Below are 25853 nucleotides of genomic sequence, written 5' to 3'. Positions count from 1 at the left end.
GGACGCCATTCTACCTCATTTGAGTCTGCTTGAGTGCCGGGCGGTTAACAATTTTCCACCCGGCAAATCGATTCAGTGGGCCAACAGGGCGAAGTGCTGACTGTGGCGCTTGGGATCAAAGCGCCAGGCAATGGCCAGCATGCCCAGAGACACAGCTGCGAGCAGCAACCAGGAAAGCGTGAAGCTGCTGGAGCTGTCCTTGAGATAACCCGCCAGCAGAGGCGACAGGGATGCCAGCAGGTAACCTATCCCCTGAACAAAGGCGGTCAGTTGTCCCGCCTGGCTGTAGTCGTCCAGGTGGTCCAAAGTGACAATCAGACTCAAGGGGAAGAGGCCACCAATGCCTATTCCCAGCAGCGCAGCCCATAACCAGGGCTGGGCCAGAGGCATCAAAGCCAGCCCGATAAAACCGCCAATCGTAGACAGGAGCAGCAGCAATAGCAGTGGCCTTCTGTCATGGCTGCGGGCCGCAAGCGTCGGCAGCAACAGGCCTGCGACCACTTCCATCAGCGTCAGAAACGCCAGCAATAGCCCTGCCTGAGTGGCTTGCCAGCCCAAGTCAATGAAGAAGGGCGCCAACCAAGCGAGCACACAGGTATAGGATGCTGTGCTCAGGCCAAAGAAAAGCCCCAGCAGCCAGGCCCTGGGAATGCGGCTAAAGCTGCCTATGCCCACATTTGGGCTAACTCCCGGTTTTCCTGAAGTCTTCTTTGCTGCTGCCTTGTTGAAGCCCAGGGGTTGCAGGCCGTGTTTGCCCCAGAACCAAAATAGCATCGCCGGCAGACTCAACAGAGCCCAGAAGGCCAGCGCCGACTGCCAATGACCAAACCTGTGTTCAAGCCAAGGGCTAATGGCTGCAGCCAGGGCCGCTCCACCCATGATGGCGGTTACGTAAATCCCCATATAACGCTCAATATGCTGGCTATAGCTGCGCTTGATCATTCCGGGCAGCAGTGCCTGAATAAGGGCGATACCTAAGCCGGCAATGATTGCGGTCAGTAGTAGCTGCAGGCCGCTGCCGGCCCAGAGCCGAGCCAGGTTGGCCAAACCAATAAGTAGCAGCGACAGTAGCAGGGTTTGGCGCTCTCCCAGTCTGGCGGCCAGCTTGGCACCGATAAACATAGCGACTCCCATGGTCATTACGGGCAGCATGGTCAGCAGTGCCAAGGAACTGTAACTGAGGGGCAAGGAAGTCCGGATAGCCTCCAGCAGTGGGCCTATGGCCGCCATACTGGGGCGCAGGTTGAGGCCGAGAATAATTAAGGTCAGGATCAGCCACACAGGCTGCCATTTTGATGAGCTCATAGTCCATTTCCTTATTTTGCCAAATTCAGTTAAGCCGAACCCTTGGCCCCTTTTTCAGGGGCCAAACAAGGTTCTTATGTCAGGTGAGTGTCAGCGCCGGCTGGGGCGCAAGCGATACCAGATAGCCGGGACAGGAAGTTTCATCAGCAACAGCGATGACATGATCAGGCCGATCCCCAGCCATTGATAGCTGTCCAGCTGTTCGCCGACCAAAAACACCCCGAGCGAGACGGCCACCACAGGGTTGATCAAGGCCATCATGCCCATGATTTGCGGTCCCAGATGTTTGATGGACCAGATCCAGGCCCAGTAGCTCAGCGCCGTGCTGAAGATGGCCAGCCAAGCGATGGCGGGCCAGGTCTTGGGCTCGGGCAGTGTGGGAGCCCCGGCCACTGTCCAGGCCAGCGGGATTAGCATCAAGCCACCGAGCAACAGCTGCCAGGCGGTCAATACCAGAAGATCGCCGGTTTGCCAGCGTTGCATCCAGCGGGATGATTGGGCTACCAACAGAGTGGCACTCAGGGCGCAGAGCACACCAATCAGATCCAGATTGGCCGAAGGATTGAGCAATAACATCACTCCACTCAGTCCCAGCAGTGCCAGCAAGGTCCACTTCAGTGCCGGCCTTTGGCCATCGAGCAGCCAGGCCAGCAGTAGAAACATCAGTGGCAGTGTGGCCCCTAGTGTGCCGGCCACGGCGCCGGGAAGGCGGTAGGCGCCCATAAACAGCAGGGCGAAGAAAGCGCCGATATTACAAAATGCCAGCAAGAGTATTTTGCTCCAAGCGAGCGAAGGCAGTTTGGGGCGCAGCAGCAATAACAGGATCCCGGCCGGTAGTGCGCGCCAGACGGCGACCCAGAAAGGGGACATATCCTGTAGGTACAGGCTGACCAGGGCATAGGTGGTTCCCCAGAAGACGGGAGCGAGGAGTGCAATTAGGTAGGGCATCTTCTTTTCTTAAAGTATCTTGATGTGAAGATATTTTAAAGTTCAGTGCCTGGATAAGCAAGCCGCATTTGAAAAAGAGCTTTATTATCTTTGGATGATAAATCCAACTGATTGAATATTATGTCAATCTTGGTAGGTCAGTTTACCCTGTTCATCATAGACACGGGTATGCAGTACCTTGCCGTTCGCGCCTATCTCTTCCTGCAGATAGTTGCGCCCCTGCTTATCAAAGTAGTTCAGGGTCTGTGGTATGAGCTTGTCCTGGTCGAAACGTTTGCTCACCTGCAACTGGCCATTGCAGTGAAAGAGTTGCTCCTCACCCTGCTTGGCGCCTCGGCGGAACGGAGTACGTTTGCTCAAGGCGCCATTGGTCTCACAATAACTGAGCCAGATGCCGTCGGCGGCTATTGAGGGAAAGAAACCATAGTGTTGCTCGGACTGGCGCTGGCCATTGCGCCAGAAGGTGTGCTGCACTGCGGTGCGTTGCCGGCGATCGAACAGATAGTCCAACTTGAGTCGGCCGTTGGCGTAGTAGCCTTGTTCCTTGAGTTTTCTGAGATTTTCTTCATCCAGATGTTCACTGAAGCTCTTTAATGAACCATCGGGAAAATAGCTTTTCCAGACGGTGAGTTTCTCGCCGTCCCGCTTGAACTGTTTCATCCGCTCCCGCCCCTGCTCGTAGGAGATGAATTCAATCACTTTACCCTGGTCGAAACGCTTGAAGCTGTCGAGTCGGCCTTGGTTGTCGTAGAGCCAGAGTTCCTGGCGTTCACCGTCTTGAAACAACTCCCTGCTGCGTAATTGGGTTTGCTGGTATTGAAAGTTCAGCTGCCAGCCGTGCAACTTGCCATTTTTATACCAGGCGCTTTGGCTTAACAGACGTGCAGGCGGCGCAGATGTGCTGAAGCTGTAGCCGTCCCGCAGGCCATTCTTGAACTGGGCCGCGCTATAGTTGGGGCGATCCGGCGCTCCCCAAATGGCAATGCCGCTGAAAGGTTCTCCTCGGTATCCGTCAATGCAGCTTTCGAGGTAATAACCCAGGGCGCCATTGTCATCCTTTACTTCCCGGCAGTGGATTTGCTCCAGTTCGTCAGCCTGAATCGGCAGTTGCACCTCAGAGTGACAACCAGCCAGCAGCAAGAGAGTGAGTAAAAAGAGGCTGTGATTCATAGCAGATCCTTGCTTGACGAAGTGGCTCATTGTCGCTGCCGTTGTTGCTTGGCTCAAGCCTCTTACCGATGAACTGCTGGTTTTTTGACTTTTTAACACCGAAACCCGCTTTGGATCACACCTGCACAACAAGAGAGGGAGTAAGCTGGCTTTGCTTGCAAGTCATTGATTATAAAGGGTAAGTTTTGCTTAATTTGCAATTCTACAAAATATAAGTGCAAAAAGAGGTGATGAGTATGAACGTGAATCGACGTCAGGCAATGGGCCAGATAGTAGGTTTGGTTGGAGTAGCCGCCGGGAGCTCGCTGATTGCGACCACAGCCCTGGCAGCAGAGTCTTGTCCCGGAGATACCAGCATAGGGATCGGCAGTGAAGGGGGCAGCGATCTGGGTACCAAGCTGTTGACCTATGTGAAATTGGATCCTATGGAAGTCGCCAAGCTGGCCTATGAAGGTTATGGCCGCGGTGGTTGTATGTACGGCGTGTTTGATGCCCTGGTCAAGGCTTTGGCGGCCAAGGGGCATGAGGATGCCTGTAAATTCGCTGCTATCCCAACTAACCTGGCGGCCTATGGTGGCGGCGGTATCGCAGGTTGGGGAACCCTGTGTGGCTGCTTGAATGCGGCGGCCATGGCGGTCAACGTCCTGGGCGGGGTCGACCGCACTGCGGTGATCCGCTCCGTGTACCGTTACTATGAACACACAGCCATGCCGAGAAATGATGAAGCTTTCCTCAAGGCGATTGGCGCACCGACCCGTACAGACAACGCAGGTGAATTACTGACCGCAGATAAGATAGGCCAGTCGGTTGCCAATTCCATTCTCTGTCACACCTCTGTGACCCACTGGTCGAAAGCGAGCAAGTATGGCTCCAGTCACCAGGCGAAGCTGGAGCGCTGCGCTCAGCTGACGGCCGAGATTGCCTATGTCACCACTGACTTCCTCAATAAGTCGCTGGACAATGCCTTGGACGCTGAAATGGTGGCAGAGGGCAATGCCGAGTGTAGCGGTTGCCACAGCAGCACCAAGCGGGAGCCGGATACTTACATAGGGGCTGATGTTAATTCACAGATGGAATGTCAGAGCTGCCACAGCGCCCATGATATTGGCGCCGGTTTGACCGGGGTTCATGAAGGTGCGTCCTGCAGCGATTGTCACTAGGAGGCTGTTATGAAACATAAGAGTTTGATAGTGGCGTCTTTGCTGTTGTGCCTGGGTGGTTGTGATTGGTTGGACGATGATGATGACCCTGTGGTTCCGCCTAAGCCAGAACCTGAGCAGTCTGTGTCCATCAATGAAGCCGAAAGCCTCAAGGTGGCACTGAGCGCCGTGGATCCTCAAAGCCAGGCGTTGACCTTCAGTCTGACTACGGCAGAAGGTAAACCTGTCAAGGATGCCGGCAGCAACTATGTGGTGATGTATCTCAAGATGCCGGCTGAGCAGGTCTCGGCCTTCTCCATGCCTTGGCACAAGGGCGCACGTTTTGAATGCAGTGAAACCGTCGACACCTGTGCTGGCACCATGGAAGCGCTGGAGACTGAAGGCCAATATCGCTTTACTCCAGAAGGGCTTGAAGAGCTGAACCAGACAGAGGGTGAACTCAAGTTGGCGGTGATCCTCACCGGGGCCAAGGCTCAGAGTGCTCCTGAGCTTGTCAGCGCTCCCTGAATGATTTGAGTTTCAGAGCCCTAAAATAGTAGCGCCCCAGGATTACTCCCGGGGCGCTTTTTTTATTATCCGATGGCTTGACTCATCGGTTGATTGCAGGGCAATTAGAGGCTGTAGTACAGCTCAAATTCGACAGGGTGAGTGGTACGGCTGACACGCTCGGCCTCGGCTTGTTTCAGCTTGAGGTAAGAGTCGATAAAGTCATCGCTGAACACACCGCCGCGGGTCAGGAACTCACGGTCTGCATCCAGAGCCGCCAGGGCGACTTCAAGAGATTCGGCCACAGTCGGGATTTCCGCTGCTTCTTCGGCCGGCAGATCGTACAGATCCTTATCCATGGCATCACCAGGGTGGATCTTGTTCTGGATACCGTCCAGACCGGCCATCAGCAGTGCTGCAAAGGCCAGGTATGGGTTGGCCATAGGATCCGGGAAGCGGGTCTCGATACGGCGAGCCTTAGGACTTGGCACCACAGGGATACGGATAGAAGCCGAGCGGTTACGGGCAGAATAAGCCAGCATCACGGGGGCTTCAAAATGTGGCACCAAACGCTTGTAGGAGTTGGTGCTTGGGTTGGTGAAGGCGTTCAGGGCACGGGCGTGCTTGATGATACCACCGATATAGTACAGGGCAGTTTCAGACAGGCCGCCGTACTTGTCACCGGCAAACAGGTTAGTACCGTCTTTAGAGAGTGACTGGTGAACGTGCATGCCGCTGCCGTTGTCGCCGACAATCGGCTTGGGCATAAAGGTTGCAGTCTTGCCGTAGGCGTGAGCCATATTGTGGATCACATACTTAAGCTCTTGAATTTCGTCGGCTTTCTTTGTCAGTGTGTTGAAGCGCGTGGCGATCTCATTCTGACCCGCAGTAGCCACCTCATGGTGGTGAGCTTCCACAATTTGACCCATCTCTTCCAGCACCAGACACATGGCGCTACGCAGATCCTGTGAAGAGTCTACCGGTGCTACCGGGAAGTAACCGCCCTTAACGAATGGACGGTGACCTGTGTTGCCGTCTTCATAGCTGGTGCCTGAGTTCCATGCCGCTTCTTTGGCATCTATCTTGACGAAGGTGCCGCTCATGTCGGTACCGAAACGCACGTCATCGAACAGGAAGAATTCTGGCTCAGGGCCTATCAGCACAGTGTCGGCAATGCCGGTAGAACGCAAGTATTCTTCGGCTTTCTTGGCGATGGAGCGAGGGTCACGCTCATACCCCTGCATAGTGCCGGGTTCGAGAATATCGCAGCGGATCAGTGCTGTGGTTTCTTCGGTAAATGGGTCCAGTACAAAGCTGTCTGGATCTGGCATCAGTACCATGTCAGATTCGTTGATCCCTTTCCAACCACCGATGGATGAACCATCAAACATCTTGCCGTCTTCAAAGAAATCAGCATCTACCTGATGAGTCGGGATAGATACATGCTGTTCCTTACCTTTGGTATCGGTAAAGCGTAAATCAACAAACTTAACTTCCAACTCTTGCAGCTGTTGTAAAACTGATTCGACTGACATTATCAAGCCTCCGGTAGGGTAAAGGGGGTGCCCTTTGTCAACTCTTAGTATTTAGCGTCTGGCGCCTTGTTGGTTTCTATTAAGCCAAACTCATGCCAAGATGCTAAGGTATTGAAAATAAAGGGAGTGGTAAAATCAAGGGCTGGCGAGATAAGCGGGTTTGCACTATAATGGTGCGTGCTGTGTTCCAAAAAGGTGCACTCACCATAATGGTGCGTGCGCTTATTCAGTAGGATAATCATAGGTGTTTAAAAAATAATCCTGTGCGATAGCCCCTCGCTAGAGTAGAATGGCACGCTTTTTAAAGCAACCATCCGGGGAAATAGTGTTCCCCAGCATGATGCTAGTCCAGGTTTTATAAGGCCTGGAAGGCAATCGCCAAGCAGTCATAGAGCGGTTGTACCATTCAATTTATATTGCTGCATCCCACAGAACAGAGATCGTAAGAGGCAAAACTGTGTTAGAGAATTTACGTAACATCGCCATCATAGCGCACGTTGACCATGGTAAGACTACCCTGGTAGACAAGCTGTTGGCACAGTCAGGAACCCTGGCAACCCGCGGAGAAGCCACCGAGCGGGTGATGGACTCCAACGATCTGGAGAAAGAACGTGGGATCACTATTCTGGCGAAGAATACTGCCATTAAGTGGAACGACTATCGCATTAACATAGTAGACACCCCAGGACACGCCGACTTCGGTGGTGAAGTAGAACGGGTTCTGTCTATGGTTGACTCTGTACTGCTGCTGGTTGATGCGCAGGACGGTCCAATGCCACAGACACGTTTCGTGACCAAGAAAGCATTTGCCCAAGGCCTTAAGCCTATTGTGGTTATCAACAAGATTGACCGTCCTGGCGCTCGTCCGGATTGGGTTATCGATCAGGTATTTGACCTGTTCGACAACCTGGGTGCTACCGACGAACAGTTGGACTTCCCTATTGTGTATGCCTCGGCTCTGAACGGTTTTGCCAGCTTGGATCCCGATGAAGCCAGTGAAGATATGACTCCGCTGTTCCAGACTATTGTTGAAAAAGTATCTCCACCTGATGCTGATGCCGATGGTCCATTCCAGATGCAGATCTCTCAGCTGGACTACAACAGCTATGTAGGGGTTATCGGTGTGGGTCGTATCAAGCGCGGTAGCGTCAAGACCAACCAACAGGTCACTATTGTCGGTGCCGACGGTAAGACCCGTAACGGCAAAGTCGGCCAGGTTCTGGGCTATATGGGCCTGGATCGCCACGAAGTGGACAGCGCCAATGCCGGTGATATCGTTGCCATCACAGGTCTGGGCGAGCTGAAGATTTCTGATACCATCTGCGCCGTCGGTCATGCCGAGGCTCTGCCACCTCTGTCTGTTGATGAACCAACCATGACTATGACCTTCCAGGTCAACACCTCTCCTTTTGCAGGTAAAGAAGGTAAGTACGTGACTTCACGTAACATCCTTGAGCGTCTGCAACAGGAGCTGGTACACAACGTGGCCCTGCGTGTGGAAGAAACCGAGAGTCCGGATCGTTTCCGCGTATCCGGCCGTGGTGAACTGCACCTGTCTATCCTGATCGAAAACATGCGTCGTGAAGGTTATGAGCTGGCGGTTTCCCGTCCTGAAGTGATCATCAAAGAGATCGACGGCGAGAAGTGTGAGCCATACGAGCAACTGACCGTGGATGTGGAAGAAGAGCATCAGGGCGGCGTTATCGAGAAGCTGGGTACCCGTAAGGCCGATATGCGCGACATGCAGCCTGACGGCAAGGGTCGCGTACGTATCGATTTCATGATCCCAAGCCGTGGCTTGATCGGTTTCCAGACCGAGTTTATGACAGCCACCTCGGGTACGGGTCTGCTGTATCACACTTTCGACCATTACGGTCCATATAAGGGTGGTGATATCGGCCAGCGTACCAACGGTGTATTGATCTCCAATGCGACCGGTAAGGCACTGACCTTTGCTCTGTTTGGTCTGCAGGATCGCGGTCGTCTGATGATTGGTCACGCCGCCGAGGTTTATGAAGGCCAGGTAGTGGGTATTCACAGCCGCTCCAACGACCTGACAGTAAACTGCCTCAAGGGCAAGCAGTTGACCAACATGCGCGCCTCAGGTACTGACGAAGCTCAGGTACTGACTCCGCATATCCAGATGTCTCTGGAGCAAGCGCTGGAATTCATCGATGATGATGAACTGGTGGAAGTAACGCCTAAGAGTATTCGGATCCGTAAGCGTCACCTGACTGAAAATGACCGCAAGCGCGCCAGCCGCGGTTGATAGTGGTTGCGCTTGAGGTGACAGCCTCACAGTGAATAAAAAGCCCCGCTAAGCTAACTTAGCGGGGCTTTTGTTTTCAGCCCCTAAACCACCTACTTCAGTAGGTGGTTATCATCAATTTAGGCTTGGCCTGTAAAGGCTACCCATGCTAATTGCTCTTTTGATTTTTAGCGAAGTCAAAGGACAAAAAGCATGAGTAGATACGAGCAAGCATCGCATGTGTATTGGCGATGTCAATATCATATAGTTTGGACTCCAAAGTACCGTTTTAGGATTCTCAAAAACAAAGTAGGTAAGGATGTTTACCGCTGTATTCACGTTTACAGTGAGCAACTTGGGTGCAAAGTAGTAGAGTTAAATGTTCAGGTAGACCATGTTCATTTAGTTATAAAAGTTCCGCCAAAGTTATCGATATCAAGACTGATGGGAGCGCTCAAAGGCAAAATAGCACTAAAACTATTTAGTAAATATCCGCACTTGAGGAAGAACAAAATGTGGGGTAACCATTTTTGGCAGCGAGGATACTTTGTTGATACGGTTGGAATAAATGAAGAGATAATAAGGCGTTATGTCCGGCATCAAGAGAAAGAAGAAAAGCAGGAGCAAGCTCAGTTAACGCTGGAGTAAACAACGCCCCCTTTGAGGGGGCATATACAAAGCCACCTTCTTCAGAAGGTGGATTCTTTACTTATCAAGATTAATCCTCTATTTGTCCCTGGCGATATTGCTGCTGCCATTGCTTGGGGGACAATCCCGTCCAAGTTTTAAAATGACGACTAAAAACAGCGACCTCGGCATAACCTAATTGTAGTGCCAGTTCGGTAATGGTTTGGGTGCCATAACTGAGTTGTTGTTTAGCGATATTTTGTCTGACTTCTTGCAACAATTTACGATAGTTATGCCCAGTCTCCTTGAGTCTTGCTTGTAACGTGCGCTCGTGTACCCCCAGCGCAGTTGATACCCTCTCAATACAACACTCTCCGGTTGGAAGTAGTCGGTGAATTAAGTCTCTTGCCTGATCGGCCAGATTGTCGGGATAGCGGCTCTGTAAATATTGCAGATGTGACTGAAAATGGCGGTTGAGTGCTCCCTCATCGTGATAGTTCCGCCCGGTTAATTGTGCAGTTTTAAGTACTACGCCATCAAAGGATTCACGAAAGCGCACTAAGTGGGCAAAGTGCTGGGGGTCAAGTTCGCTGGGTTTACTTTGACACAAATGTAAGGGGATAGTGTTGATGTTGATATTCAACAGGCTTGAAACAAACATTGCCAGTTGTGCCACGCTCAGTTGCATCAATTGTTCAATGCCACGGCAGTGAACATTAATTGATAAGACAAGGCGTACCATATCTCCCTGTGGTTGCAGTTGCAGCGAGATACCTGAGGCGTGCAGGTACAGATAGTCATTCACTTTTTCAAGTGCATCGGCCACGGTCGCTGTGCGGGAAATCAACATAGGTAAGTCACCGAGCACATGTAAGGTTTGCCGTTGGGCAAGCATAAGTCCGAACAGCGGCTGTTTACAGCCTTGGGCAGCGATTTCCAATAACTCGGCTAGTCGTGGATAGGCGATATAGATATTGGGATCGCGAAACTGTGCCTGACGTAATCCGGCCTGATGGATCATTTCGATGGGGTTTTCACCCAACTCCAGGACCAGCTGCTCAAATTGAGCAGCTGCACCGCTACGGACTAGGTACATGGGGCATTTAGTTCTCTTTGTTATAAGAATCGCAATATATCAAATTTCATTCGTAATAAGTCAAGAAGATGTGTAATTAATCATCTAAATTAATATTGCCTTAATAATGAAACTAATAAATATAAAAAGAGGACATCTATGCGTTTACTGAATAAAACCGCAGTGGTGACGGGGGCTGCAGGAGGCATAGGGCAAGCCATCGTCCGTAAAATACTCGCCGAGGGAGGGAGAGTCGTTGCCGCAGACCTGTCAGCTGATTCGCTCAAGGTCTTTAACGATTTCCCCACAGATAAGTTGGTGACCTTTAGTGTCGATGTGACCGACTACAAACAAGTTGAAGCTATGGTGTTACATGCGGTTACCCAGTTTGGTCAACTTGATATTGTGATAAACAATGCCGGCATTGGCTCAGCCAAACCCTTGTTAGAACATGATCCTTTGGGTGATTTTGACCCAGTTACCAATGTGAATCAAAAAGGCGTATATCACGGCATTGTGGCCGGTGGACGCCAATTCCGGGCTCAAGGTACTAAAGGTGTGATCCTTAATACTTCGTCTGTCTACGCGACAATTGCCTCGGAAATGACCTTTACCTACAACGTCAGTAAAGCGGCCGTCGATATGATGACCAAATGCGCTGCGCTTGAGCTTGCCCCATTGGGCGTTCGAGTTTGCGCCATTGCTCCCGGGCGTGTCGATACTCCTATGCTGCGTCAATACGAGGCACTGGGACTCTGGGAACACATTCGTAAGGAACAAATGCGTCAGAAGTTTACTCTTCCGAGCGAGATAGCTGATGTGGCGGTGTTTCTAGTGAGTGACGAGGCCAATTGCATCAACGGCTGCACAGTGCATGCTTCCGACGGTTTTGAGAATTTTAAATATCCATTGCAGAAGGAGTGATAGCTCGACCCATCAACCCAATAAAAACATGAGGAAGGCAAATATGGCTTTACCGGAAGTGATTAATCATCAAGATTTTTTATTAACCCTCAATACTAACGAAGAGCAGATCATCAAAGATGCGCTGCCGGGCGTTGATGTGTATCCGTTATTTTTGGACCCTGAAAATGGTGTTTGGGTGATCCGCGCTAAGTTTAAGCCGGGTATCACCTTACCCAAGCATTTTCATACAGGTGTAGTGCATTTTTATACCTTGGCGGGGCGGTGGCATTACCTCGAATACCCGGAACAACCCCAAACAGCCGGCAGCTATCTGTATGAGCCGGGTGGGTCTATCCACACTTTCCATTGTCCCGCCGATTCTGAAGGCGCTGATGGTGTGATGGTGATTACCGGTGTCAATGTTAACTTCGATGCCGATGGTAACTTCATGTTTATCATGGATGCCGGTTGGATTGAGCAGGCTCTTCTGGCTGCTGCCAAGGCACAAGGCATCAAGCCCCGTTATATTAAACCCGGTGCGCCGGCATCTATGAGCGATACTCAATAGGAAACCATTATGAGTTTGATGAATGCAATCGTGTTGCAGGATGGCGAAGTCACTCTGCAACAGGTCGAATTACCTAAGCCACAGGCAGGCCAAGTGTTGGTACGCAGTCTTGCCTGTGGTATCTGTGGCTCAGATGTTCATATTGCGCGCCACTATAACGAGGTATTCGATTTTTACCGCAAACTAGGCATGATGCCTGAGGGGGCTGATAATCATGTTCCTGTGATGCTGGGACATGAGTTTTGTGCTGAAGTGGTTGAATTTGGTCCCGAAACCCAGCAAACCCTAGCTTTAGGCACCCGAGTCACCTCTGTGCCTATCCTGATGAGCCAAAATGGTGCTGGAGTAGGGGTGACTCCCGGCGTTAATGGGGCGTATTCAGAATACTTTATTCTCGATGAAGCACTGCTATTGCCAGTTCCGGATCATCTCCCACCAGAAGCTGTGGCGCTGACAGAGCCACTGGCTGTAGGCTTGCATGCCGTCAATCGTGGTGAAGTCGGCACCGAAGATACTGCCTTGGTCGTTGGTTGTGGGCCTATCGGTTTAGCGGCCATTTCTGCGCTGCATCTACAAGGTGTACGTAATATCATTGCGGCTGATCTTCAGGGCGAAAAACTGGCATTAGCCCGTGAATTCGGCGCGACTCATTGGGTTAATCCGGGTGAGCAAGATGAAGTGGCATATGCTGCTGAAATTGCCGCGGGTAATCGTGTGGTGATTTTCGAGTGTGTGGGTATTCATAAACTGATCGAAGGTTTTGTGAAGCGTTCGCCGGCCAATGCGACCATAGTGGTAACGGGGATCCACACTGCTGAAGCGAACATCAACTATGCCTACGCCACAGTGAAAGAGCTGGATATGCGCTTCTCTTACTACTATCAACCACATGAGTTTGCTCAGTGTTTGCAGGAATTGGCCGAGAGCAGGGTGCCTTGGAATAAGTTGCTCACAGGTAAAGTTGGGATGGACGGCGTATCGGGTGCATTCAAACAGCTTATGCAGCCGAATCCACATATTAAAGTTGTGATTGAACCTTGGCGTGATGGTGAGTTGCAAACGCTCAATTAATCATTCGACACCTTAACTCGAATTAAGCCGCTAACTTATAAAGCGGCTTTTTATTTATTTTACGCTTCATCATGGTGGGGCTTGTAATCTCAAGCCGGCTCGGCAAATCATGATTTTTGGCCAATTTCGACTTGCCGGGGCATTCCCCGGCACTCTATGGACGAGTTAAAGCTGCAGATACTGCTTCAGTGGCAGATCCCGGTAGCGCTTGCCGCCGGCGGCCACTATGGCGTTGGTCAGTGCCGGTGCTACCGGGGGCACTCCAGGTTCGCCCACACCGCCGGGTACTTCGGTCGAGCCGATGATTTGTGTCTCTATCTCAGGGCATTGCGGCAACCGCAGCAGTTGATAGTCGTGGAAGTTCGACTGTTGCACCTTGCCATTCTTGAAGCTGATTTCGCCCAGCATCGCCAGGCTGAGGCCGAAGATGACCGCGCCTTCCAACTGCGAATGCACCCTGTCAGGGTTAACCACAGTGCCGGCATCCAGCACTGAGATGGCCTGCAACACCTGCAAACGCTCACCATCCAGTTTGACCTTGATGGCGACCGCCACATAGCTGACAAAGCTGCGGTGCACCGCAAACCCCCAGCCTTCGCCCGCCTTGGCCGGTGATTGCGCCATACGTTTTTCGGCGGCGTCGATGACCGCCAGATAACGAGCGACATCCACAGGATGACGACTGAGTTCTTCGCCATAGTTACCGTATTTGAAGCCCTGATCGGCAAAGTTCTCCACTCTGGGTTGCCCCAGAAGCTGCCGCCACATGGCCGGGCAACTCTGGCCGGTGCGTAGCGCCAGTTCGTCGACAAAGCTGCCAATGCCGAAGGCATGCTGAATGTTGCACACTGAGCGCAGCCAGCCTATGCGGGTGTGAGCCTCGGCCTTGGCGGTTTCGCAGCGCAGCGACGGCAACTGAAACGGCAAGTCGATAAAGCCCAAATCCAGTTCGCCGTCCGAGGGTTCATCCACGCCTTCGGCAAAGGTGGAACTGATGGAAGGGAAGGCGGTGCGCGACAACAGAGCCTCCACCTTGCCATTATCACTGAGCAGTGCCTGATAATGCTGGGCGCTGATGGCGTGCAGATAGCCGTTTTGCAGCTCATCTTCCCGGCTCCAGAACACCTTCACCGGCTTGCCGCTGCGTTTGGAAAGCAGCGCCGCTTCGACGCTGAAGTCCGGCTTGGACTTGCGGCCAAAGCCGCCGCCCAGCAGGGTGACATGCACCTTGACCTGCTCCTCCTTCAGCCCCAAAGCGGCCGCCACATTCTGCTGGGTACTCTGGGGCGTTTGGCTGCAGGCCCAAATTTCACAGCCATCCTTGCTGACTCTGGCGGTGGCCGCCGGCGGCTCCATCATGGCGTGAGCCAGATAGGGCACAGTGTAATCGGCGCTGAGCGTGCGCTCTTCGGGCCAGCTTGCGGGAGGCTGGCCCAGCTCACGCCTGACTTTGCCACTCTGCCGTACTCGCTGTTTCAGGGTGGCGATAAACGCCTGGGAGTCGTGCTTGTCGTTGGGGCTTTGCTGCCACTGAATCGTCAGTACCTTGCGGCCTTCAAGGGCGCTCCAGCTATTGTTGGCCAGCACAGCCACACCGCCAAGCGGCTGGAAGGCCGGTGCCCCTTTAGGAGCGGGCAGGCTGATAATATCCACAACACCGGGGAAGGCGCGGGCCTTTTTATCATCGACACTCGCCGCTTGGCTGCCGAGCACAGGCGGCCGGGCAATCGCGGCATAGAGCATGCCTTCCAGACGTATATCCTGACCATAGATAGCGCTGCCATCCAACATGGCATCCATATCCACTATGGTGCGTGACTGACCTATCTGGGTGAATTCTTCTCTGGGTTTGAGCCTGAGTTGGCTCTCATCCGGAAGCGGCAGCTTGGACGCCGCCAGTGCCAGTTCGCCATAGCTCAGGGAGCGGTCGGACGCCTTGTGAGTCACTCTGTGAGCCTTGGCGCTGACTTCTGCGACCGGCACTTGCCAATGTTCGGCGGCAGCCTGTTCCAACATGGTGCGCGCCATGGCACCCATCTGCCGCATTCTGTCGTAGTGTTTACGTATGCTGCGACTGCCATCTGTATTCTGGCTGCCGTAACGCTTGTCGGCCAGGCCCTGCACCACCACGACTTTGTCCCAGTCGGCTTCCAGTTCATCGGCCAGCACCTGAGGTATGCCTGTTCGTATGCCCTGGCCCATTTCCGAGCGATGGCAGGTGAGGTAGACCTTGTCGTCTTCACCGACGGCGATAAACAGATTCAAAGGTTGCAGCTTGTCCTGCGCCAGGCTCATGGGGCTCCAGCCCAGGGCGCTGCTGCCCAGCATCAAGGCGCCGCCACTGGCGCCAAAGAGTTTCAGCACATCGCGACGGCTGAAGTTTTCCACTGCGGTAAACCGGCTCATGAGCTCTGCCCCCCTTTGACGGCGACATCCTTGATGGCGCTGCGGATCCGGGTATAGGTGCCGCAGCGGCAGATATTGCCGGACATGGCTTCGTCTATCTGTTGGTCACTGGGGGTGGGCGTTTCACTCAAGAGCGCCGCGGCAGACATGAGTTGCCCTGTCTGACAGTAACCGCACTGGGGAACCTTGTGTTTGCTCCAGGCGGCTTTCAGCGCCGGATTATCCAGGCCTTCTATGGTGGTGATGTTCTTGCCCTCGGCACTTTTGAGACTGGTGAGGCAGGCTCTGGCGGGCTTACCGTCCAGATGTATGGTGCAGGCACCGCAGAGTCCGGCGCCACAGCCGAATTTGGTGCCTGTCAGTCCCAGGAGATCCCTGAGGGCCCAGAGCAAGGGCATGTTGGGATCGGCCTCGACCGAAAACTGTCTGCCATTGATTTTGAGTTGCGACATTGTTCACTCCTTGTGCTGGTTGAGGCGTCTGAGATCTGCGCCCGTGTCTATGTCTATGGCGGCGCGGTGCAGCACTATCCGGCCCAGTCGTTGTTGTTGTAATTTCTCGGTCAGCAGGGCCTTGGCCCCTCGGTCACCCTGCAGTTGGCTAAGGGCGTTGAAGTCTGTGGCATTAAAGATAGCAGGCGCGCCGGGGGCGTCCCGGTAAAAGGCGCTGCTGCTGAGTTGGCTGCCCAGCCAACAGTCGAGTAATTCAAGGTAATCGGCGCTAGTGAGCGCAACCTGATCGGCCAGCGCCAGTAGCAGGGCATCGGCGGAGCAGGCCTTGGCTTGCTCCGCGGCCAGGGCGATGGAGTGCCCCAACCCCTGTTGCCAGAGGGGGTTGAAACAGCAGCTGGCATGGGGCGGCAACAACGCTTGCAGTTGCTCCTTGTGGCCGCCGAGTATGGTCAGCAGCGGCAGCAGCTCAAGCTTGGGGTACTTCAGGCTTGTCTGAGCGCGCATCTGCTCCAGCGCTTGCCAACTGAGGCGCAGCAGCGGCGTGCCATGGCTATCCTGTGCCGCCAGTTTGGCATGGCCGGGCACTGAGTCATCGGCGGCGAAGCGGCTCGATGCTCCGGCGGCCAGTAACACAGGCAATAGCCTCATGGCATCAGGCCCTCAAGCCCAGTCATGGGCGCATCAAACAAAACCCCGTGGCACTGGGCCAAAATGCTGAGGGCGATGGCCCCCGGGAGTTCGCCGCCGAGTGCCAGTCCGGCGGGCGCCGCCAGTGGCATGGCAAAGTCTGCCAGCTCAAGGCCGGCATGTTTGAGTACCTTATCGCGCCTGTGAGTTGGCCCCAATAGCGCCAGATAGCGTGGGCAGCTTACTTGCAGCCGTTTGAGAATGGCGCTGTCGAGCTCGACATTGTGGTGCATCACTATGGCACCATCCTGACGCTTGAGCCAATCGGCATCCAGCTGGTCGGCGCCGAGCTTGATTATGTCGCAACCGGCAAAGTCATGGCTGCGGGCGTAGGCGGCTCTGGGGTCGACGACGCTCACCTGCCAGTCCAGTTGCAAAGCCATCTGCGCCAGCGGCTTGGCATCCAGGCCACCGCCGAAAATCGCAAGCGCAGGTTTGGGGCCCACGGGTACGGTTAACCAGCTCTGTTGCCCGTTCTGCCCAGTCTCTGGACTCCAAATCCCGGTGCGGCGAAAGTCATTGGCGGGGAAAGGCAGAGGTTCGGCACCGGTTGAGGGTGAACCTTGGGATAAAAAGCGCGCCTCAAGGGCTGCGGGCGCTTCACCGGTTTTTGGCATCAACAGCTGCCAGAAGCCGGATTGACCGGCATTCAGAGCCTGGCGCAACTCATCGAGTGCCAGAAAATGATTCTCCCGCCCCAGAGGCAGCAGGCAGATGTTCACCAAGCCGCCACAACCCAGTTGGTAACTGGCATCCTGATCATCGCGGGCGTCATAACAGACCTCCACCACCCTTTGTTCCGTCAGGGCCTTGTGTGCCTGATGGCGCAGATCGGCCTCCAAACAGCCGCCGCTGAGGATCCCCAGGCTCTGGCCCAGGGGATGAAACAGCATCATGGCTCCGGGTTTGCGATAAGAAGAGCCTTGTACCGAGGTGAGCAGCGCCAGCACCCAGGGCTCGTCTGCGCTGAGAGCCCATTGTTGCAGCAAGGTTTGCAGATGGTGCGCCATAAACTTCCCGTGTTTTTGGTGGAGAAGTTAGCATTGCATAAAATAGCACCGGGAAACAATCTTGTCGGGTGTGGCAAGTCAGGGAGGGGTAGTGGGACTCGGCGACAAGCGCAGTAAAAAGGCCCGCCTGTCGGCGCAACGTAGTTCACTTAAGTGGAGCTGCCTTGTGATTAACAGGATATCGGGTCTTTGATATTTTTACCGCCCTAGGCCGATTTGGCTTAGGGCGTTTGTCTATAAAAAGGATGGACAAGTCTCCTCGCAGACTGTTTAGACGCTTCGGCGTATTACCTGGTGACACCGCTTTGCTCATGACTTTGAGCTGACTTGCGATGAACTGACAAGCGTACTTAAAGCTGATTTCATTGGGCATTCGACCATGCTCTACTGCCGCTTGGCTCGCTTCTCGTCTCACCAAGTTATAACCAAGCAGCAGCCCCCATAACTCTTGATAGACAAGTTCGACTGTCTTACTCCTCAGCACTAACGCATTGTGTTGCATCGAACTTTTTATGTCTCGATACCCTAATTCAATTTCCCATCGCTCGTGGTAAAGCGCCGCGACTGCTCCCGCATCGTACTGCTCTCTGGGAAGAGACGTAAATACGGTTTTTGGCTTACCTTGTACCTGATAAGTCACGGCTCTCACTTGCCATGTTTCAGGTAGGTTAGGATTTTTCTTGCGTGCTTGTGGAGAGACTTTCATTTCGACTCGCATGTCGTCACTCTCTTCATCGTCCAGCAGGGTGTATTTCACCCCTTTCTTCGCCGGTAACAACCAATGTCTGTTAGCACCACTATTTTGGAGAGAAAGAAGTAAGCCTGCTCCATAAAAACCCTTATCCAATAAGGTCACGGAATTATCCGGTAAGGAGTCAATAAAGGGCATAGCAAGAGGAATTTCGCCTCGACGATAAGGGCTTATAGCGGCATCGACAATGACATGAGAGCGAACATTCATCATGGTCACCACCCTTAATACTGGATGAGGCGTCTGTCTGTCGCTGGATGTATTACCTGACCCAAAATGGTCTCTTAGTTCCGGTGTGTCAGCGGTTCGAAAAAGCGCGCCATCCACAGCAAAGACTTGCAAACCTTGCCATGTATCCTCAGGGTAACGCTCTAACCCCCACCTATGGCTGCATTGCCTAAACAACCATTCTGGGGCTGCTTTGCCAAGGCGTTGCCTTGCTTGCGTTAAAGCACTTTTTGCTAACAGCTCCTCATTAGCCAACCCCTCGGCACAGACATTCATTCGCCGTGCAACTTCGGCAATCGGTTCGTTGCGGAAAAACGCCATTCCAACAATAAGCCAAAGAACCATATCACTCGGTAAGCGACGTCGACGAATCGTCGCTTTATCGGAAAGTGTTACCGCTTTAGCAATCCACTCGTCAGGAATATGCTCGGAGAAGGTGGTTAGCTGAGCGACATCAACAGGACTCTCTTCAAGAAAGTCGGCAAAGCAGTTTTGAATAGACATAAAAAATCGGAAACCTACAAACAGGTTTCCGATTGTCTCTCATCAGAAGGATCGGTCAACCGATCCTTATCTGATCTACATTGCGCCTGTCGGCGAGCCTGAGTGGTTAAGTTTAGTGACCTACATAGTCGATCATCTGCAGCAGTTGCATCCGAACCGCATCCGGCGTTTGGCTTTCCCAGAAGCCCGAGGTGTAGGCTATCAAGGGCAGCAGGAACAGCAGTCCGAGTACCAGCAGCATTACCGACTTGGCCGACCAGAAATGATTGCGGCTAAGGCCGAACCCCAGCGCCGCTTTCTTGGGACAGGCGGCCACGCAGCGCATGCAGGCCTGGCATTCATCGCTGTGCACTGTATTTTTGGTATGCACTATGATGCCGGCCGGACAGGCGCGGGTGCACTTGTCGCATTTCATCCCCTTGGACTCTATCAGGCAATGCTCAGGGGCGCGGCGGATTTTCAGCGGGCTGAGAAAACTCAGCAGTCCCAGCAGGGCGCCATAGGGGCAGAGGTAACGGCAAAATCCCTGACGGCGCCAGGCGACAATGGCAAGGATCAGGCCAAAGCAGGCCAGGGTGATGAGTCCCGGAGTGATGAAAAACAGCGCCATCTTGAGATCGGCTATCTTGTGATAATTACTCTCCAGGTAGCCGGGGATCCCCATAGACGGCATGCCCAACACTATGTAGAGCAGCGCCGCCAACAGCAGATACTTGAGCATACGCAGTGGCCAGTCGAGCCAGGCAGGCGGCATAAATTCGCGCTTGATAAAGCGTTTACGCAGGCGATAGAGGTACTCTCCGGCCAATCCCAGCGGGCAGGCCCAGCCACAGAAGGCCCGCTTGCACAGCAGTCCGGTCAACAACACCACTGCCAGCATCACGGCCGCCGCCGGGTGGGTTTGATCCCAGAGTCCCAGAGTGGCTATCGCCTTGAGCTCTATACCGCCGGCAATAGGCAGAAACGCATCCACCACATCCGGGCGTCCAATCCAGGGCGTGACTCCGGCCTTGAGCATCAGGCTGTTGATGGTGTACTGAATCGCGACCAGAAACAGGGACAGCGCCAACAGGTGCTGGCAGCCGCTGCGCAGGTTATTGATCCTGGGCTCGGATTGCAGCAAGCCGGGGCGCAGTTGCTGCAGCAATGCCAGGCTACCAACGGCTGTCAGTGTGGCCAGCAGCAACATGGGGCTGCTGCTAATCAGCAGCGCGGTTAAAATCAGCAGCAAAGTGAGGCCGGCGCCGAAACGGCGGCCGCTCCACCAGAGTTGGCTGACACCATAGAGGAGTGCCAGCATGAGGGTGAGCGATTCGGTCAGTGTCATGAGAATATAGGCCAGCATCAAAGGACTGCCTATTGTGAACTCAAATCAGGGCACAAGTTCTTGAGTCAAAAAAGGAAGTGTGCAGCAGATCCAAGTTTACATTCGCAGATGGAGAAATTCGTGCACTGGCTCACAGCTGAAAAAAAGCCCCGCGGTGCGGGGCTATCTCTATGGTTTGGCGGTCAGTTACCCGACTCCATTGCTGCGATAAAGCGGTTGGACTCATCGATGGATTTATTCATCTCTTTGATAAGGCCGGAGATATCGCTCTGCAGACTGGCAAACTCACCCTTGATTGCCCCTATGGTCTGGGCGTTGAGGTTGTGCTTGAGGTAGAGCATGTTGTCTTTCATTGAGGTCAGGATAGGAGGCATCTTGCTTTCGGCACGGCGCATGCTGCGGATCAGTTGCTCGTAGGAGCGGCGGGTTTCTTTCAGCTTGGCCTGGCTCTTACTGCGCAGGCTGGCCTTGCTGATCTCACCGATTTCCCCTTGCCACTCGTCGAACAGGGCTTCGGCCACATCTTCCACCTTGTTGATGCGGTTGCTGACATCGTCGGCGGCTTCCTGGGCCGACTCATATTCGTCTTTGGCCTTGTTGTAAGCCTTTTCCAGATCGCCGCCATCATGGTTCAGCAGCGCCTGCATCTCTTCCAGTGCCGAACTGAACTGCTCCTGCGCTTCCTGTTGCGATTCTTTGGCGTCTTTGACCCGGTCAACCATGATGTCACGTTTGTGATAGCCAACCTTTTCCATGGCACCGTAATAGGCACTCTGGCAACCACCCAGCAGCAATCCCAGGCTGACCAGGGCGGTGGTGAGGATCTTGTTCATAAGCTTTCTCTTTTGTCTATTTATGCTTTGTATTTGGCGGCATCTATGATGCACCAGAGATGGGCGATGGCACCTATGATAGCAGGAACTACCAACCACCAGAGGGCGTAACCTGTGACTGTTACCAAAAAGAAGATCAGTGCGGCCAGGATCCGCCCCTGAACCAACTGCCCCAAACCCGGGAAAAATACGCTTGCCAGCGCGGCAATCACATTGCCCGCCGATCCTTGTTGTGACATTAACTCTCTCCTTTAAATTGTGGAAGAAGCGCTGAACGACGGGCCTCGGCGCATGCCTATGCATAGCGCTGGCGTCATTCCCGGCTTCCTTTGCCCTGCTGCAGTGGCAGCATCACACTTTGTAATCCGGGCATTATTGTACGAAGATAGCGACACTAGACCCAGAGGATCAAGAGAAAACCGTGAGCAACAAGATAGATACCCGCAATTTCAGTTTGTTTATGAAAGGCTGCTGGCACTTCCTGCTGCACCTGAAACAGAGATTGCAGGACGATCAAATCAATATTCGAGCCGGTCATCTGGCCTATGTGACCCTATTGTCGCTGGTGCCCATGGTGGCCGTTACCATGTCTATGCTGTCGGCTTTCCCTGTCTTCAAGGGGGTGCGGCAACTGATAGAAAACTTTATTTATCAAAACTTTCTGCCGGCCGCAGGCGATACGGTTCAGGTCTATATCAACGAGTTTGTCGGCAACGCCTCCAAGGGCACGGCCGTCGGTATCGGCGCCCTGGTGGTGGTGGCCATTTTGCTGATCTCCGCCATCGACAAGGCGCTTAACTATATCTGGCGCACCAAAGAAAAACGCCAGACTGTTGTGTCTTTTTCCATGTACTGGATGATCCTGACGCTGGGACCCGTACTGATGGGGGCCAGCCTGGCGGCCACTTCCTACTTGGTATCGCTGAAAATATTCAACGAAGCCGATACTTATGGTGTAGGTACCTTCTTTGTCGCGCGTCTGCCGTTTCTGTTTTCTGTTGCGGCCTTCCTGCTGCTTTACACTGTGGTGCCCAATCAAAAGGTGAAGCTGCTGCATGCCCTGCTCGGGGCCATAGTGGCTGCCTTGCTGTTTGAGGCGGGCAAGAAAGGTTTTGCCCTGTATGTGACTCACTTCCCCAGCTACGAGGCGATTTACGGCGCCTTAGCGACGATTCCGATACTGTTTGTCTGGGTCTATCTGTCCTGGATGATTGTCCTGATGGGAGCCGAGATCACCGCTTCTTTGCCGGAATTCCTCGATGGTGACGCCCCATTGGAGCCGCTGGATGATGACCCCGGATCGGCATAATCCGTTTGCCCGCGACTGGCTGGAGGTGGGTGGCGGCCACCGCCTGTATCTGGCGCAATTCGGCAACCCGGAAGGCATCCCGCTGCTGTATCTGCACGGCGGGCCCGGCGCCGGTTGCAACCTTGAAGAGTTGGCGCTGTTTGATCTGCGCCGCTTTCGTTTATTGTTTCTGGATCAGAGGGGCGCCGGCTTATCGCGCTCCGAGAAAGGCCTGGCGCAGAATCATTTCCAGGGCCTGCTCGATGATCTCGAGTCGGTCAGGAAGGCGCTGCGGTTGCCGCGCTGGTGTCTGGCAGGGGGCTCATTCGGGGCAACCTTGGGGTTGGTGTACGGCGGTTTATTCCCTGAGCGAGTCATAGCCCAGACATATTGGGGCAGCTTTATCCCCTCTGCCGAGGGCCGCGATTGGCTCTATGGTGCTGCTGGCGCCGCCAGCCGTTTCCCGGTGGACTATCATGGTTTTTCCCGCTGGCTATCCAGGAGTGAGCGCAGCACTGCGGCGCTGCTGGAAAGCTATGCCAAGGGATTTACTTGCCTCAATGCCCAGGATTATGTCCGCAGTTGGCTGCGCTGGGAGCAACATCTGTCTTTACCCGGGGTGCTGTTGCCACCGCCAAGGGCGCCTAGGGACAGCAATATGGCCAGAATCGAACTTCACTATGCCCGCCATCACTATTTCGAAGCCATGAGTTTGCTTGATGCAGGGCTCAATAACTGGCCGAAACATACCCGCTTGCTGCAGGGGGAAAACGACTGGGTCTGTCCAACTCACTTGCTGCAGGCTCAGCTTGCCCGCCAGACCCGCCCGGCCGAGTTGCAGCTGGTGGCCGGAGGTCATCACTCGCTGGTGGATGATAAAATGCGTCACGCCGTGGTTGCAGCCCTGTGTGCTATGGGCGACACTGCGGCCTCTTGTGAAACAGAATTAAGGAGTCAGGATTGATCGCCCTGATACAGAGAGTCAGCCGTGCCAAGGTAACGGTTGCCGATGAAGTGACCGGCGCTATAGATAAAGGTTTGTTGGTGTTGTTGGGCGTTGAACGCCAGGATGATATGGCGGCGATGGAAAAGCTGGCCACCAAGGTGATGAATTACCGGGTGTTCAGCGATGACAACGGCAAGATGAACCTCAATCTGACTCAGGTCGGCGGGCAGTTGTTGGTGGTGTCGCAATTTACCCTGGCGGCCGATACCAGCCGCGGTCTGCGTCCCAGTTTCTCGGGTGGTGCCAGTCCGGCTCAGGCCGAAGAGCTCTATGAAGCCTTTGTGGCATTTTGTCGCAGCAAGGGGGTGACCACAGAAACCGGCCGCTTCGCTGCCGATATGCAGGTGGAACTGCTGAACGACGGGCCAGTGACCTTTAATCTGAGTGTTTGATATGTCTGAGCCATCACTGCTTAAGCAATTGGAAAACACCTGGCATGGCACCATCCCCGTCAGTGCCTTTATGGGGATCCGGCCACTGGCTTTTGATGGCACAGAATTTCGTGTCGGTGCACCGCTACCGCCCAACATCAATCTGCATCAGACCATGTTTGCCGGCAGTATCTATACCCTGTGCACTCTGTGTGGCTGGGGCATGCTCTGGCTGCAACAGCAGCGGGCCGGAGTGAGTGGTGATATAGTGCTGGCCCAGGCCGAGATCCGTTATCGGGCGCCGGTGACTGCCAATCCCGGTGAGTTGATCGAGGCCAGAGTCAGCTGGCCGGGCGTGTCACTGACGCCTTTGAGTGAAGGGCGCAGGGTCAAAGTCAGGCAGGAGGTGGAACTCTGGAGTCACGGCCTTTGCTGTGCTTCTTTCTTGGGGGTTTACGTCAGCCAGCCCAAGCAAGAGGCGACCCTGTCCTAGCTGGGATTACCTAGGCTTACAGGTTCGGTTTTAACCTTGTAAGCCCTGGATAACAACCTTTCCTTTCTAAAAAATCGAATTTAATATCAAATTTTCTCCGCTTTTTTTCTATTTTATCCATCAGTAAACTGCTCAGCATAGATTGGAGCAAAAGCTCTGACTCAAACAAATTCCTGAATCGAAGCGGAGCAATATCATGAGCAAAGTATTAGTTTTGAAATCCAGCATCCTGGGTGGTTACTCTCAGTCCGGTCTCTTGGTCGACCACCTGGTCAAGCATTGGCAGGAGCAGGGTTCCAGCATCACAGTCAGGGATCTGGCGGCCGAGCCGCTGCCGGTACTGGACGGTGAAATTGCCACCGGCCTGCGCGGCGGCGAACAGCTGAGCGAGCGCCAGCAACAGGCGTTGGCCTTGTCTGATGAGCTGATCCAGGAACTGAAAGATCACGACACACTAGTAATAGCTGCGCCCATGTATAACTTTGGTATTCCGACCCAGTTGAAAAACTGGATTGACCTGATTGCCCGCGCCGGTGTGAGTTTCAGTTACACAGAAAATGGCCCTGTGGGTCTTATCACTGGTAAGCGCGCGGTAGTGATCACTACCCGAGGTGGGGTCCATAAAGACTCGACCACAGACCATGTGGTGCCTTATCTGAAAACCGTGCTGGGCTTTATTGGAATTACCGAAGTGGAAACCGTCTACGGTGAAGCGCTGAACATGGGCCCGGACGCCAACGCCAAAGGTATTTCAGCAGCCAAATCTTCGCTGGCGGCCATCTCTGCCTGAGGCAAACATCTCTTCCACCATCAATCTGAACGCCAGTTGCTTGACTGATTTGGTTCTACTGCCCCGGAGGTGGCTCCCCGGGGCTTTTTTGTGACGGCTTGTCCGGCTCGAGCGCTTTGCTGCAAAGGGGACAAGCGGCATTAACCCCTTCGGCGGGCCACTGTTCGCGATAACGCACCCGCGCAGAGGCTTGACCGCGATGTTGGCTTATCTGAAATCGCCCGGGCTTGCTTGTCATTTTGGTTACTCAGGCTGGCCGCAGACCAGCTCCTTGAAGGCGCCGCCGTTGAGTACGCAATCAAAGCCGTTAGCCCGCAGAATGTCGCAGCCCTTCTGGGCGCGCATGCCGGCGCCGCAATAGAGCACAAAGGGTTCCTGCTTATTCGGTTGTTGCTTGAGCCAGGTATCCAGGGTATCCAGCGGCACATTCACCGCCTGTGGCAGGTGCCCTTCGGCGTATTCGACGGCCGAGCGGACATCCAGTACCCGAACTCCCTTGGCGATCATCTCATGGCATTGCTCTGGGTTCAGGCGGCCATCTTGTGGCGTGACATTGGTTTGCATTTTCAGACTCTCTATCAATTAGAAATTTTTTAATAAGATTAATC

At 53.9% G+C, this 25853-nt stretch carries 26 protein-coding genes; 12 read left to right on the top strand and 14 right to left on the bottom strand.

The window, feature by feature from the left end; all coding sequences use genetic code 11:
• Positions 1-72: 72 nt before the first annotated feature.
• The 3 genes from WKR14_RS19540 to WKR14_RS19530 form a co-directional block, all read right to left on the bottom strand.
• Positions 73-1305 (bottom strand): cyanate transporter, encoded by a 1233-nt coding sequence (locus WKR14_RS19540; RefSeq protein ID WP_335922115.1) that lies wholly within the window; start codon positions 1303-1305, stop codon positions 73-75.
• Positions 1306-1395: 90 nt separating this feature from the next.
• A complete protein-coding gene (locus WKR14_RS19535; RefSeq protein WP_025889910.1) occupies positions 1396-2253 on the bottom strand; it encodes a DMT family transporter in 858 nt (285 codons plus the stop codon).
• A gap of 123 nt (positions 2254-2376) precedes the next feature.
• The gene (locus WKR14_RS19530; protein WP_224867089.1) at positions 2377-3423 is read right to left on the bottom strand and encodes a toxin-antitoxin system YwqK family antitoxin; all 1047 of its coding nucleotides are present in this window, start codon (positions 3421-3423) and stop codon (positions 2377-2379) included.
• A 236-nt stretch (positions 3424-3659) separates the two neighbouring features.
• On the opposite strand from WKR14_RS19530, the gene WKR14_RS19525 reads away from it, so the two are divergent.
• Together WKR14_RS19525 and WKR14_RS19520 are read left to right on the top strand one after the other, a co-directional pair.
• Positions 3660-4583 (top strand): C-GCAxxG-C-C family (seleno)protein, encoded by a 924-nt coding sequence (locus tag WKR14_RS19525; protein ID WP_224867087.1) that lies wholly within the window; start codon positions 3660-3662, stop codon positions 4581-4583.
• 9 nt (positions 4584-4592) lie between these two features.
• Positions 4593-5090 carry a hypothetical protein gene (locus WKR14_RS19520; RefSeq protein WP_101055271.1) on the top strand — a complete coding sequence of 166 codons (498 nt, stop codon included), beginning with the start codon at positions 4593-4595 and terminating at the stop codon, positions 5088-5090.
• 104 nt (positions 5091-5194) lie between these two features.
• Here the strand turns inward: WKR14_RS19520 and glnA are convergent, their stop codons facing one another.
• Complete coding sequence (glnA, locus tag WKR14_RS19515) at positions 5195-6604, bottom strand: glutamate--ammonia ligase (RefSeq protein ID WP_101055273.1); 1410 nt, start codon at positions 6602-6604, stop codon at positions 5195-5197.
• Positions 6605-7061: 457 nt separating this feature from the next.
• Between glnA and typA the strand changes: the two genes are divergently transcribed.
• Together typA and tnpA are read left to right on the top strand one after the other, a co-directional pair.
• Positions 7062-8873, top strand: coding sequence for a translational GTPase TypA (gene typA, locus WKR14_RS19510; protein WP_101055275.1), 1812 nt, complete (start codon positions 7062-7064; stop codon positions 8871-8873).
• A gap of 192 nt (positions 8874-9065) precedes the next feature.
• Positions 9066-9500: an IS200/IS605 family transposase gene (tnpA, locus tag WKR14_RS19505; RefSeq protein ID WP_208138538.1), complete on the top strand. Its 435-nt coding sequence runs from the start codon at positions 9066-9068 to the stop codon at positions 9498-9500.
• A 70-nt stretch (positions 9501-9570) separates the two neighbouring features.
• Here the strand turns inward: tnpA and WKR14_RS19500 are convergent, their stop codons facing one another.
• Positions 9571-10521, bottom strand: coding sequence for a helix-turn-helix domain-containing protein (locus WKR14_RS19500; RefSeq protein WP_335922149.1), 951 nt, complete (start codon positions 10519-10521; stop codon positions 9571-9573).
• 192 nt (positions 10522-10713) lie between these two features.
• Here WKR14_RS19500 and WKR14_RS19495 point away from each other — a divergent pair, with 192 nt between their 5' ends.
• The 3 genes from WKR14_RS19495 to WKR14_RS19485 are packed head-to-tail and all read left to right on the top strand — an operon-like array spanning position 10714 to position 13099.
• A complete protein-coding gene (locus WKR14_RS19495) occupies positions 10714-11478 on the top strand; it encodes an SDR family NAD(P)-dependent oxidoreductase (protein ID WP_101055279.1) in 765 nt (254 codons plus the stop codon).
• A gap of 43 nt (positions 11479-11521) precedes the next feature.
• Complete coding sequence (locus WKR14_RS19490; RefSeq protein ID WP_101055281.1) at positions 11522-12028, top strand: 2,4'-dihydroxyacetophenone dioxygenase family protein; 507 nt, start codon at positions 11522-11524, stop codon at positions 12026-12028.
• 9 nt (positions 12029-12037) lie between these two features.
• Positions 12038-13099 carry a zinc-binding dehydrogenase gene (locus WKR14_RS19485; RefSeq protein WP_101055283.1) on the top strand — a complete coding sequence of 354 codons (1062 nt, stop codon included), beginning with the start codon at positions 12038-12040 and terminating at the stop codon, positions 13097-13099.
• Between the two features lie 165 nt (positions 13100-13264).
• Here the strand turns inward: WKR14_RS19485 and WKR14_RS19480 are convergent, their stop codons facing one another.
• The 8 genes from WKR14_RS19480 to WKR14_RS19445 form a co-directional block, all read right to left on the bottom strand.
• Positions 13265-15505 (bottom strand): xanthine dehydrogenase family protein molybdopterin-binding subunit, encoded by a 2241-nt coding sequence (locus WKR14_RS19480; protein WP_335922148.1) that lies wholly within the window; start codon positions 15503-15505, stop codon positions 13265-13267.
• Positions 15502-15957 (bottom strand): (2Fe-2S)-binding protein, encoded by a 456-nt coding sequence (locus tag WKR14_RS19475; protein WP_248952608.1) that lies wholly within the window; start codon positions 15955-15957, stop codon positions 15502-15504. The genes WKR14_RS19480 and WKR14_RS19475 overlap by 4 nt, the downstream gene beginning before the upstream one ends.
• A gap of 3 nt (positions 15958-15960) precedes the next feature.
• Entirely contained in the window at positions 15961-16605 is a 645-nt protein-coding gene (locus WKR14_RS19470) for an NTP transferase domain-containing protein (RefSeq protein WP_101055289.1), read from the bottom strand.
• The gene (locus tag WKR14_RS19465; RefSeq protein WP_101059644.1) at positions 16602-17654 is read right to left on the bottom strand and encodes an XdhC family protein; all 1053 of its coding nucleotides are present in this window, start codon (positions 17652-17654) and stop codon (positions 16602-16604) included. The genes WKR14_RS19470 and WKR14_RS19465 overlap by 4 nt, the downstream gene beginning before the upstream one ends.
• Before the next feature lie 145 nt (positions 17655-17799).
• Positions 17800-19137: an IS4 family transposase gene (locus WKR14_RS19460; RefSeq protein ID WP_165564965.1), complete on the bottom strand. Its 1338-nt coding sequence runs from the start codon at positions 19135-19137 to the stop codon at positions 17800-17802.
• Positions 19138-19249: 112 nt separating this feature from the next.
• Positions 19250-20464, bottom strand: coding sequence for a 4Fe-4S binding protein (locus WKR14_RS19455; RefSeq protein ID WP_028780045.1), 1215 nt, complete (start codon positions 20462-20464; stop codon positions 19250-19252).
• 182 nt (positions 20465-20646) lie between these two features.
• Positions 20647-21297, bottom strand: a complete 651-nt coding sequence (locus tag WKR14_RS19450) for a DUF2959 domain-containing protein (RefSeq protein ID WP_039034687.1) — start codon at positions 21295-21297, stop codon at positions 20647-20649.
• A gap of 20 nt (positions 21298-21317) precedes the next feature.
• Positions 21318-21536 carry a hypothetical protein gene (locus WKR14_RS19445; RefSeq protein ID WP_028780047.1) on the bottom strand — a complete coding sequence of 73 codons (219 nt, stop codon included), beginning with the start codon at positions 21534-21536 and terminating at the stop codon, positions 21318-21320.
• A 182-nt stretch (positions 21537-21718) separates the two neighbouring features.
• Between WKR14_RS19445 and WKR14_RS19440 the strand changes: the two genes are divergently transcribed.
• From WKR14_RS19440 to WKR14_RS19420, 5 genes are all read left to right on the top strand, one after another.
• On the top strand, positions 21719-22606 hold the full coding sequence (locus tag WKR14_RS19440) for a virulence factor BrkB family protein (protein WP_224867079.1): 888 nt from the start codon (positions 21719-21721) through the stop codon (positions 22604-22606).
• Positions 22557-23549 carry an alpha/beta fold hydrolase gene (locus WKR14_RS19435; RefSeq protein ID WP_224867077.1) on the top strand — a complete coding sequence of 331 codons (993 nt, stop codon included), beginning with the start codon at positions 22557-22559 and terminating at the stop codon, positions 23547-23549. The genes WKR14_RS19440 and WKR14_RS19435 overlap by 50 nt, the downstream gene beginning before the upstream one ends.
• Entirely contained in the window at positions 23546-23983 is a 438-nt protein-coding gene (dtd, locus tag WKR14_RS19430; RefSeq protein WP_028780049.1) for a D-aminoacyl-tRNA deacylase, read from the top strand. Before WKR14_RS19435 ends, dtd begins: the two co-directional genes overlap by 4 nt.
• Before the next feature lies 1 nt (position 23984).
• Complete coding sequence (locus WKR14_RS19425) at positions 23985-24455, top strand: thioesterase domain-containing protein (RefSeq protein WP_044736017.1); 471 nt, start codon at positions 23985-23987, stop codon at positions 24453-24455.
• A 196-nt stretch (positions 24456-24651) separates the two neighbouring features.
• Positions 24652-25245, top strand: coding sequence for an FMN-dependent NADH-azoreductase (locus tag WKR14_RS19420; RefSeq protein WP_101055293.1), 594 nt, complete (start codon positions 24652-24654; stop codon positions 25243-25245).
• 243 nt (positions 25246-25488) lie between these two features.
• Here WKR14_RS19420 and WKR14_RS19415 read toward each other — a convergent pair whose 3' ends face one another.
• A complete protein-coding gene (locus tag WKR14_RS19415; RefSeq protein ID WP_165565823.1) occupies positions 25489-25809 on the bottom strand; it encodes a rhodanese-like domain-containing protein in 321 nt (106 codons plus the stop codon).
• Positions 25810-25853 lie beyond the last annotated feature (44 nt).

Origin of the sequence: Shewanella chilikensis, from assembly GCF_037953065.1 — a bacterium.
GTDB classification, from domain to species: domain Bacteria; phylum Pseudomonadota; class Gammaproteobacteria; order Enterobacterales; family Shewanellaceae; genus Shewanella; species Shewanella chilikensis.
The sequence above is the reverse complement of the archived record's forward strand: the minus strand, read 5'-3'. Positions and strand labels throughout refer to the sequence as shown.

Bases quoted from the DNA above. Each gene is read 5' to 3' on its own strand.
- WKR14_RS19540 (WP_335922115.1), bottom strand. From the start codon at position 1,305: ATGAGCTCATCAAAATGGCAGCCTGTGTGGCTGATCCTGACCTTAATT.
- WKR14_RS19450 (WP_039034687.1), bottom strand. From the start codon at position 21,297: ATGAACAAGATCCTCACCACCGCCCTGGTCAGCCTGGGATTGCTGCTG.
- WKR14_RS19475 (WP_248952608.1), bottom strand. From the start codon at position 15,957: ATGTCGCAACTCAAAATCAATGGCAGACAGTTTTCGGTCGAGGCCGAT.
- WKR14_RS19415 (WP_165565823.1), bottom strand. From the start codon at position 25,809: ATGCAAACCAATGTCACGCCACAAGATGGCCGCCTGAACCCAGAGCAA.
- WKR14_RS19455 (WP_028780045.1), bottom strand. From the start codon at position 20,464: ATGACACTGACCGAATCGCTCACCCTCATGCTGGCACTCCTCTATGGT.
- glnA (WP_101055273.1), bottom strand. From the start codon at position 6,604: ATGTCAGTCGAATCAGTTTTACAACAGCTGCAAGAGTTGGAAGTTAAG.
- WKR14_RS19425 (WP_044736017.1), top strand. From the start codon at position 23,985: ATGTCTGAGCCATCACTGCTTAAGCAATTGGAAAACACCTGGCATGGC.
- WKR14_RS19525 (WP_224867087.1), top strand. From the start codon at position 3,660: ATGAACGTGAATCGACGTCAGGCAATGGGCCAGATAGTAGGTTTGGTT.
- WKR14_RS19535 (WP_025889910.1), bottom strand. From the start codon at position 2,253: ATGCCCTACCTAATTGCACTCCTCGCTCCCGTCTTCTGGGGAACCACC.
- WKR14_RS19480 (WP_335922148.1), bottom strand. From the start codon at position 15,505: ATGAGCCGGTTTACCGCAGTGGAAAACTTCAGCCGTCGCGATGTGCTG.
- WKR14_RS19420 (WP_101055293.1), top strand. From the start codon at position 24,652: ATGAGCAAAGTATTAGTTTTGAAATCCAGCATCCTGGGTGGTTACTCT.
- WKR14_RS19465 (WP_101059644.1), bottom strand. From the start codon at position 17,654: ATGGCGCACCATCTGCAAACCTTGCTGCAACAATGGGCTCTCAGCGCA.
- WKR14_RS19490 (WP_101055281.1), top strand. From the start codon at position 11,522: ATGGCTTTACCGGAAGTGATTAATCATCAAGATTTTTTATTAACCCTC.
- WKR14_RS19495 (WP_101055279.1), top strand. From the start codon at position 10,714: ATGCGTTTACTGAATAAAACCGCAGTGGTGACGGGGGCTGCAGGAGGC.
- WKR14_RS19445 (WP_028780047.1), bottom strand. From the start codon at position 21,536: ATGTCACAACAAGGATCGGCGGGCAATGTGATTGCCGCGCTGGCAAGC.
- WKR14_RS19530 (WP_224867089.1), bottom strand. From the start codon at position 3,423: ATGAATCACAGCCTCTTTTTACTCACTCTCTTGCTGCTGGCTGGTTGT.
- WKR14_RS19435 (WP_224867077.1), top strand. From the start codon at position 22,557: ATGGTGACGCCCCATTGGAGCCGCTGGATGATGACCCCGGATCGGCAT.
- WKR14_RS19470 (WP_101055289.1), bottom strand. From the start codon at position 16,605: ATGAGGCTATTGCCTGTGTTACTGGCCGCCGGAGCATCGAGCCGCTTC.
- tnpA (WP_208138538.1), top strand. From the start codon at position 9,066: ATGAGTAGATACGAGCAAGCATCGCATGTGTATTGGCGATGTCAATAT.
- WKR14_RS19520 (WP_101055271.1), top strand. From the start codon at position 4,593: ATGAAACATAAGAGTTTGATAGTGGCGTCTTTGCTGTTGTGCCTGGGT.
- WKR14_RS19485 (WP_101055283.1), top strand. From the start codon at position 12,038: ATGAGTTTGATGAATGCAATCGTGTTGCAGGATGGCGAAGTCACTCTG.
- WKR14_RS19460 (WP_165564965.1), bottom strand. From the start codon at position 19,137: ATGTCTATTCAAAACTGCTTTGCCGACTTTCTTGAAGAGAGTCCTGTT.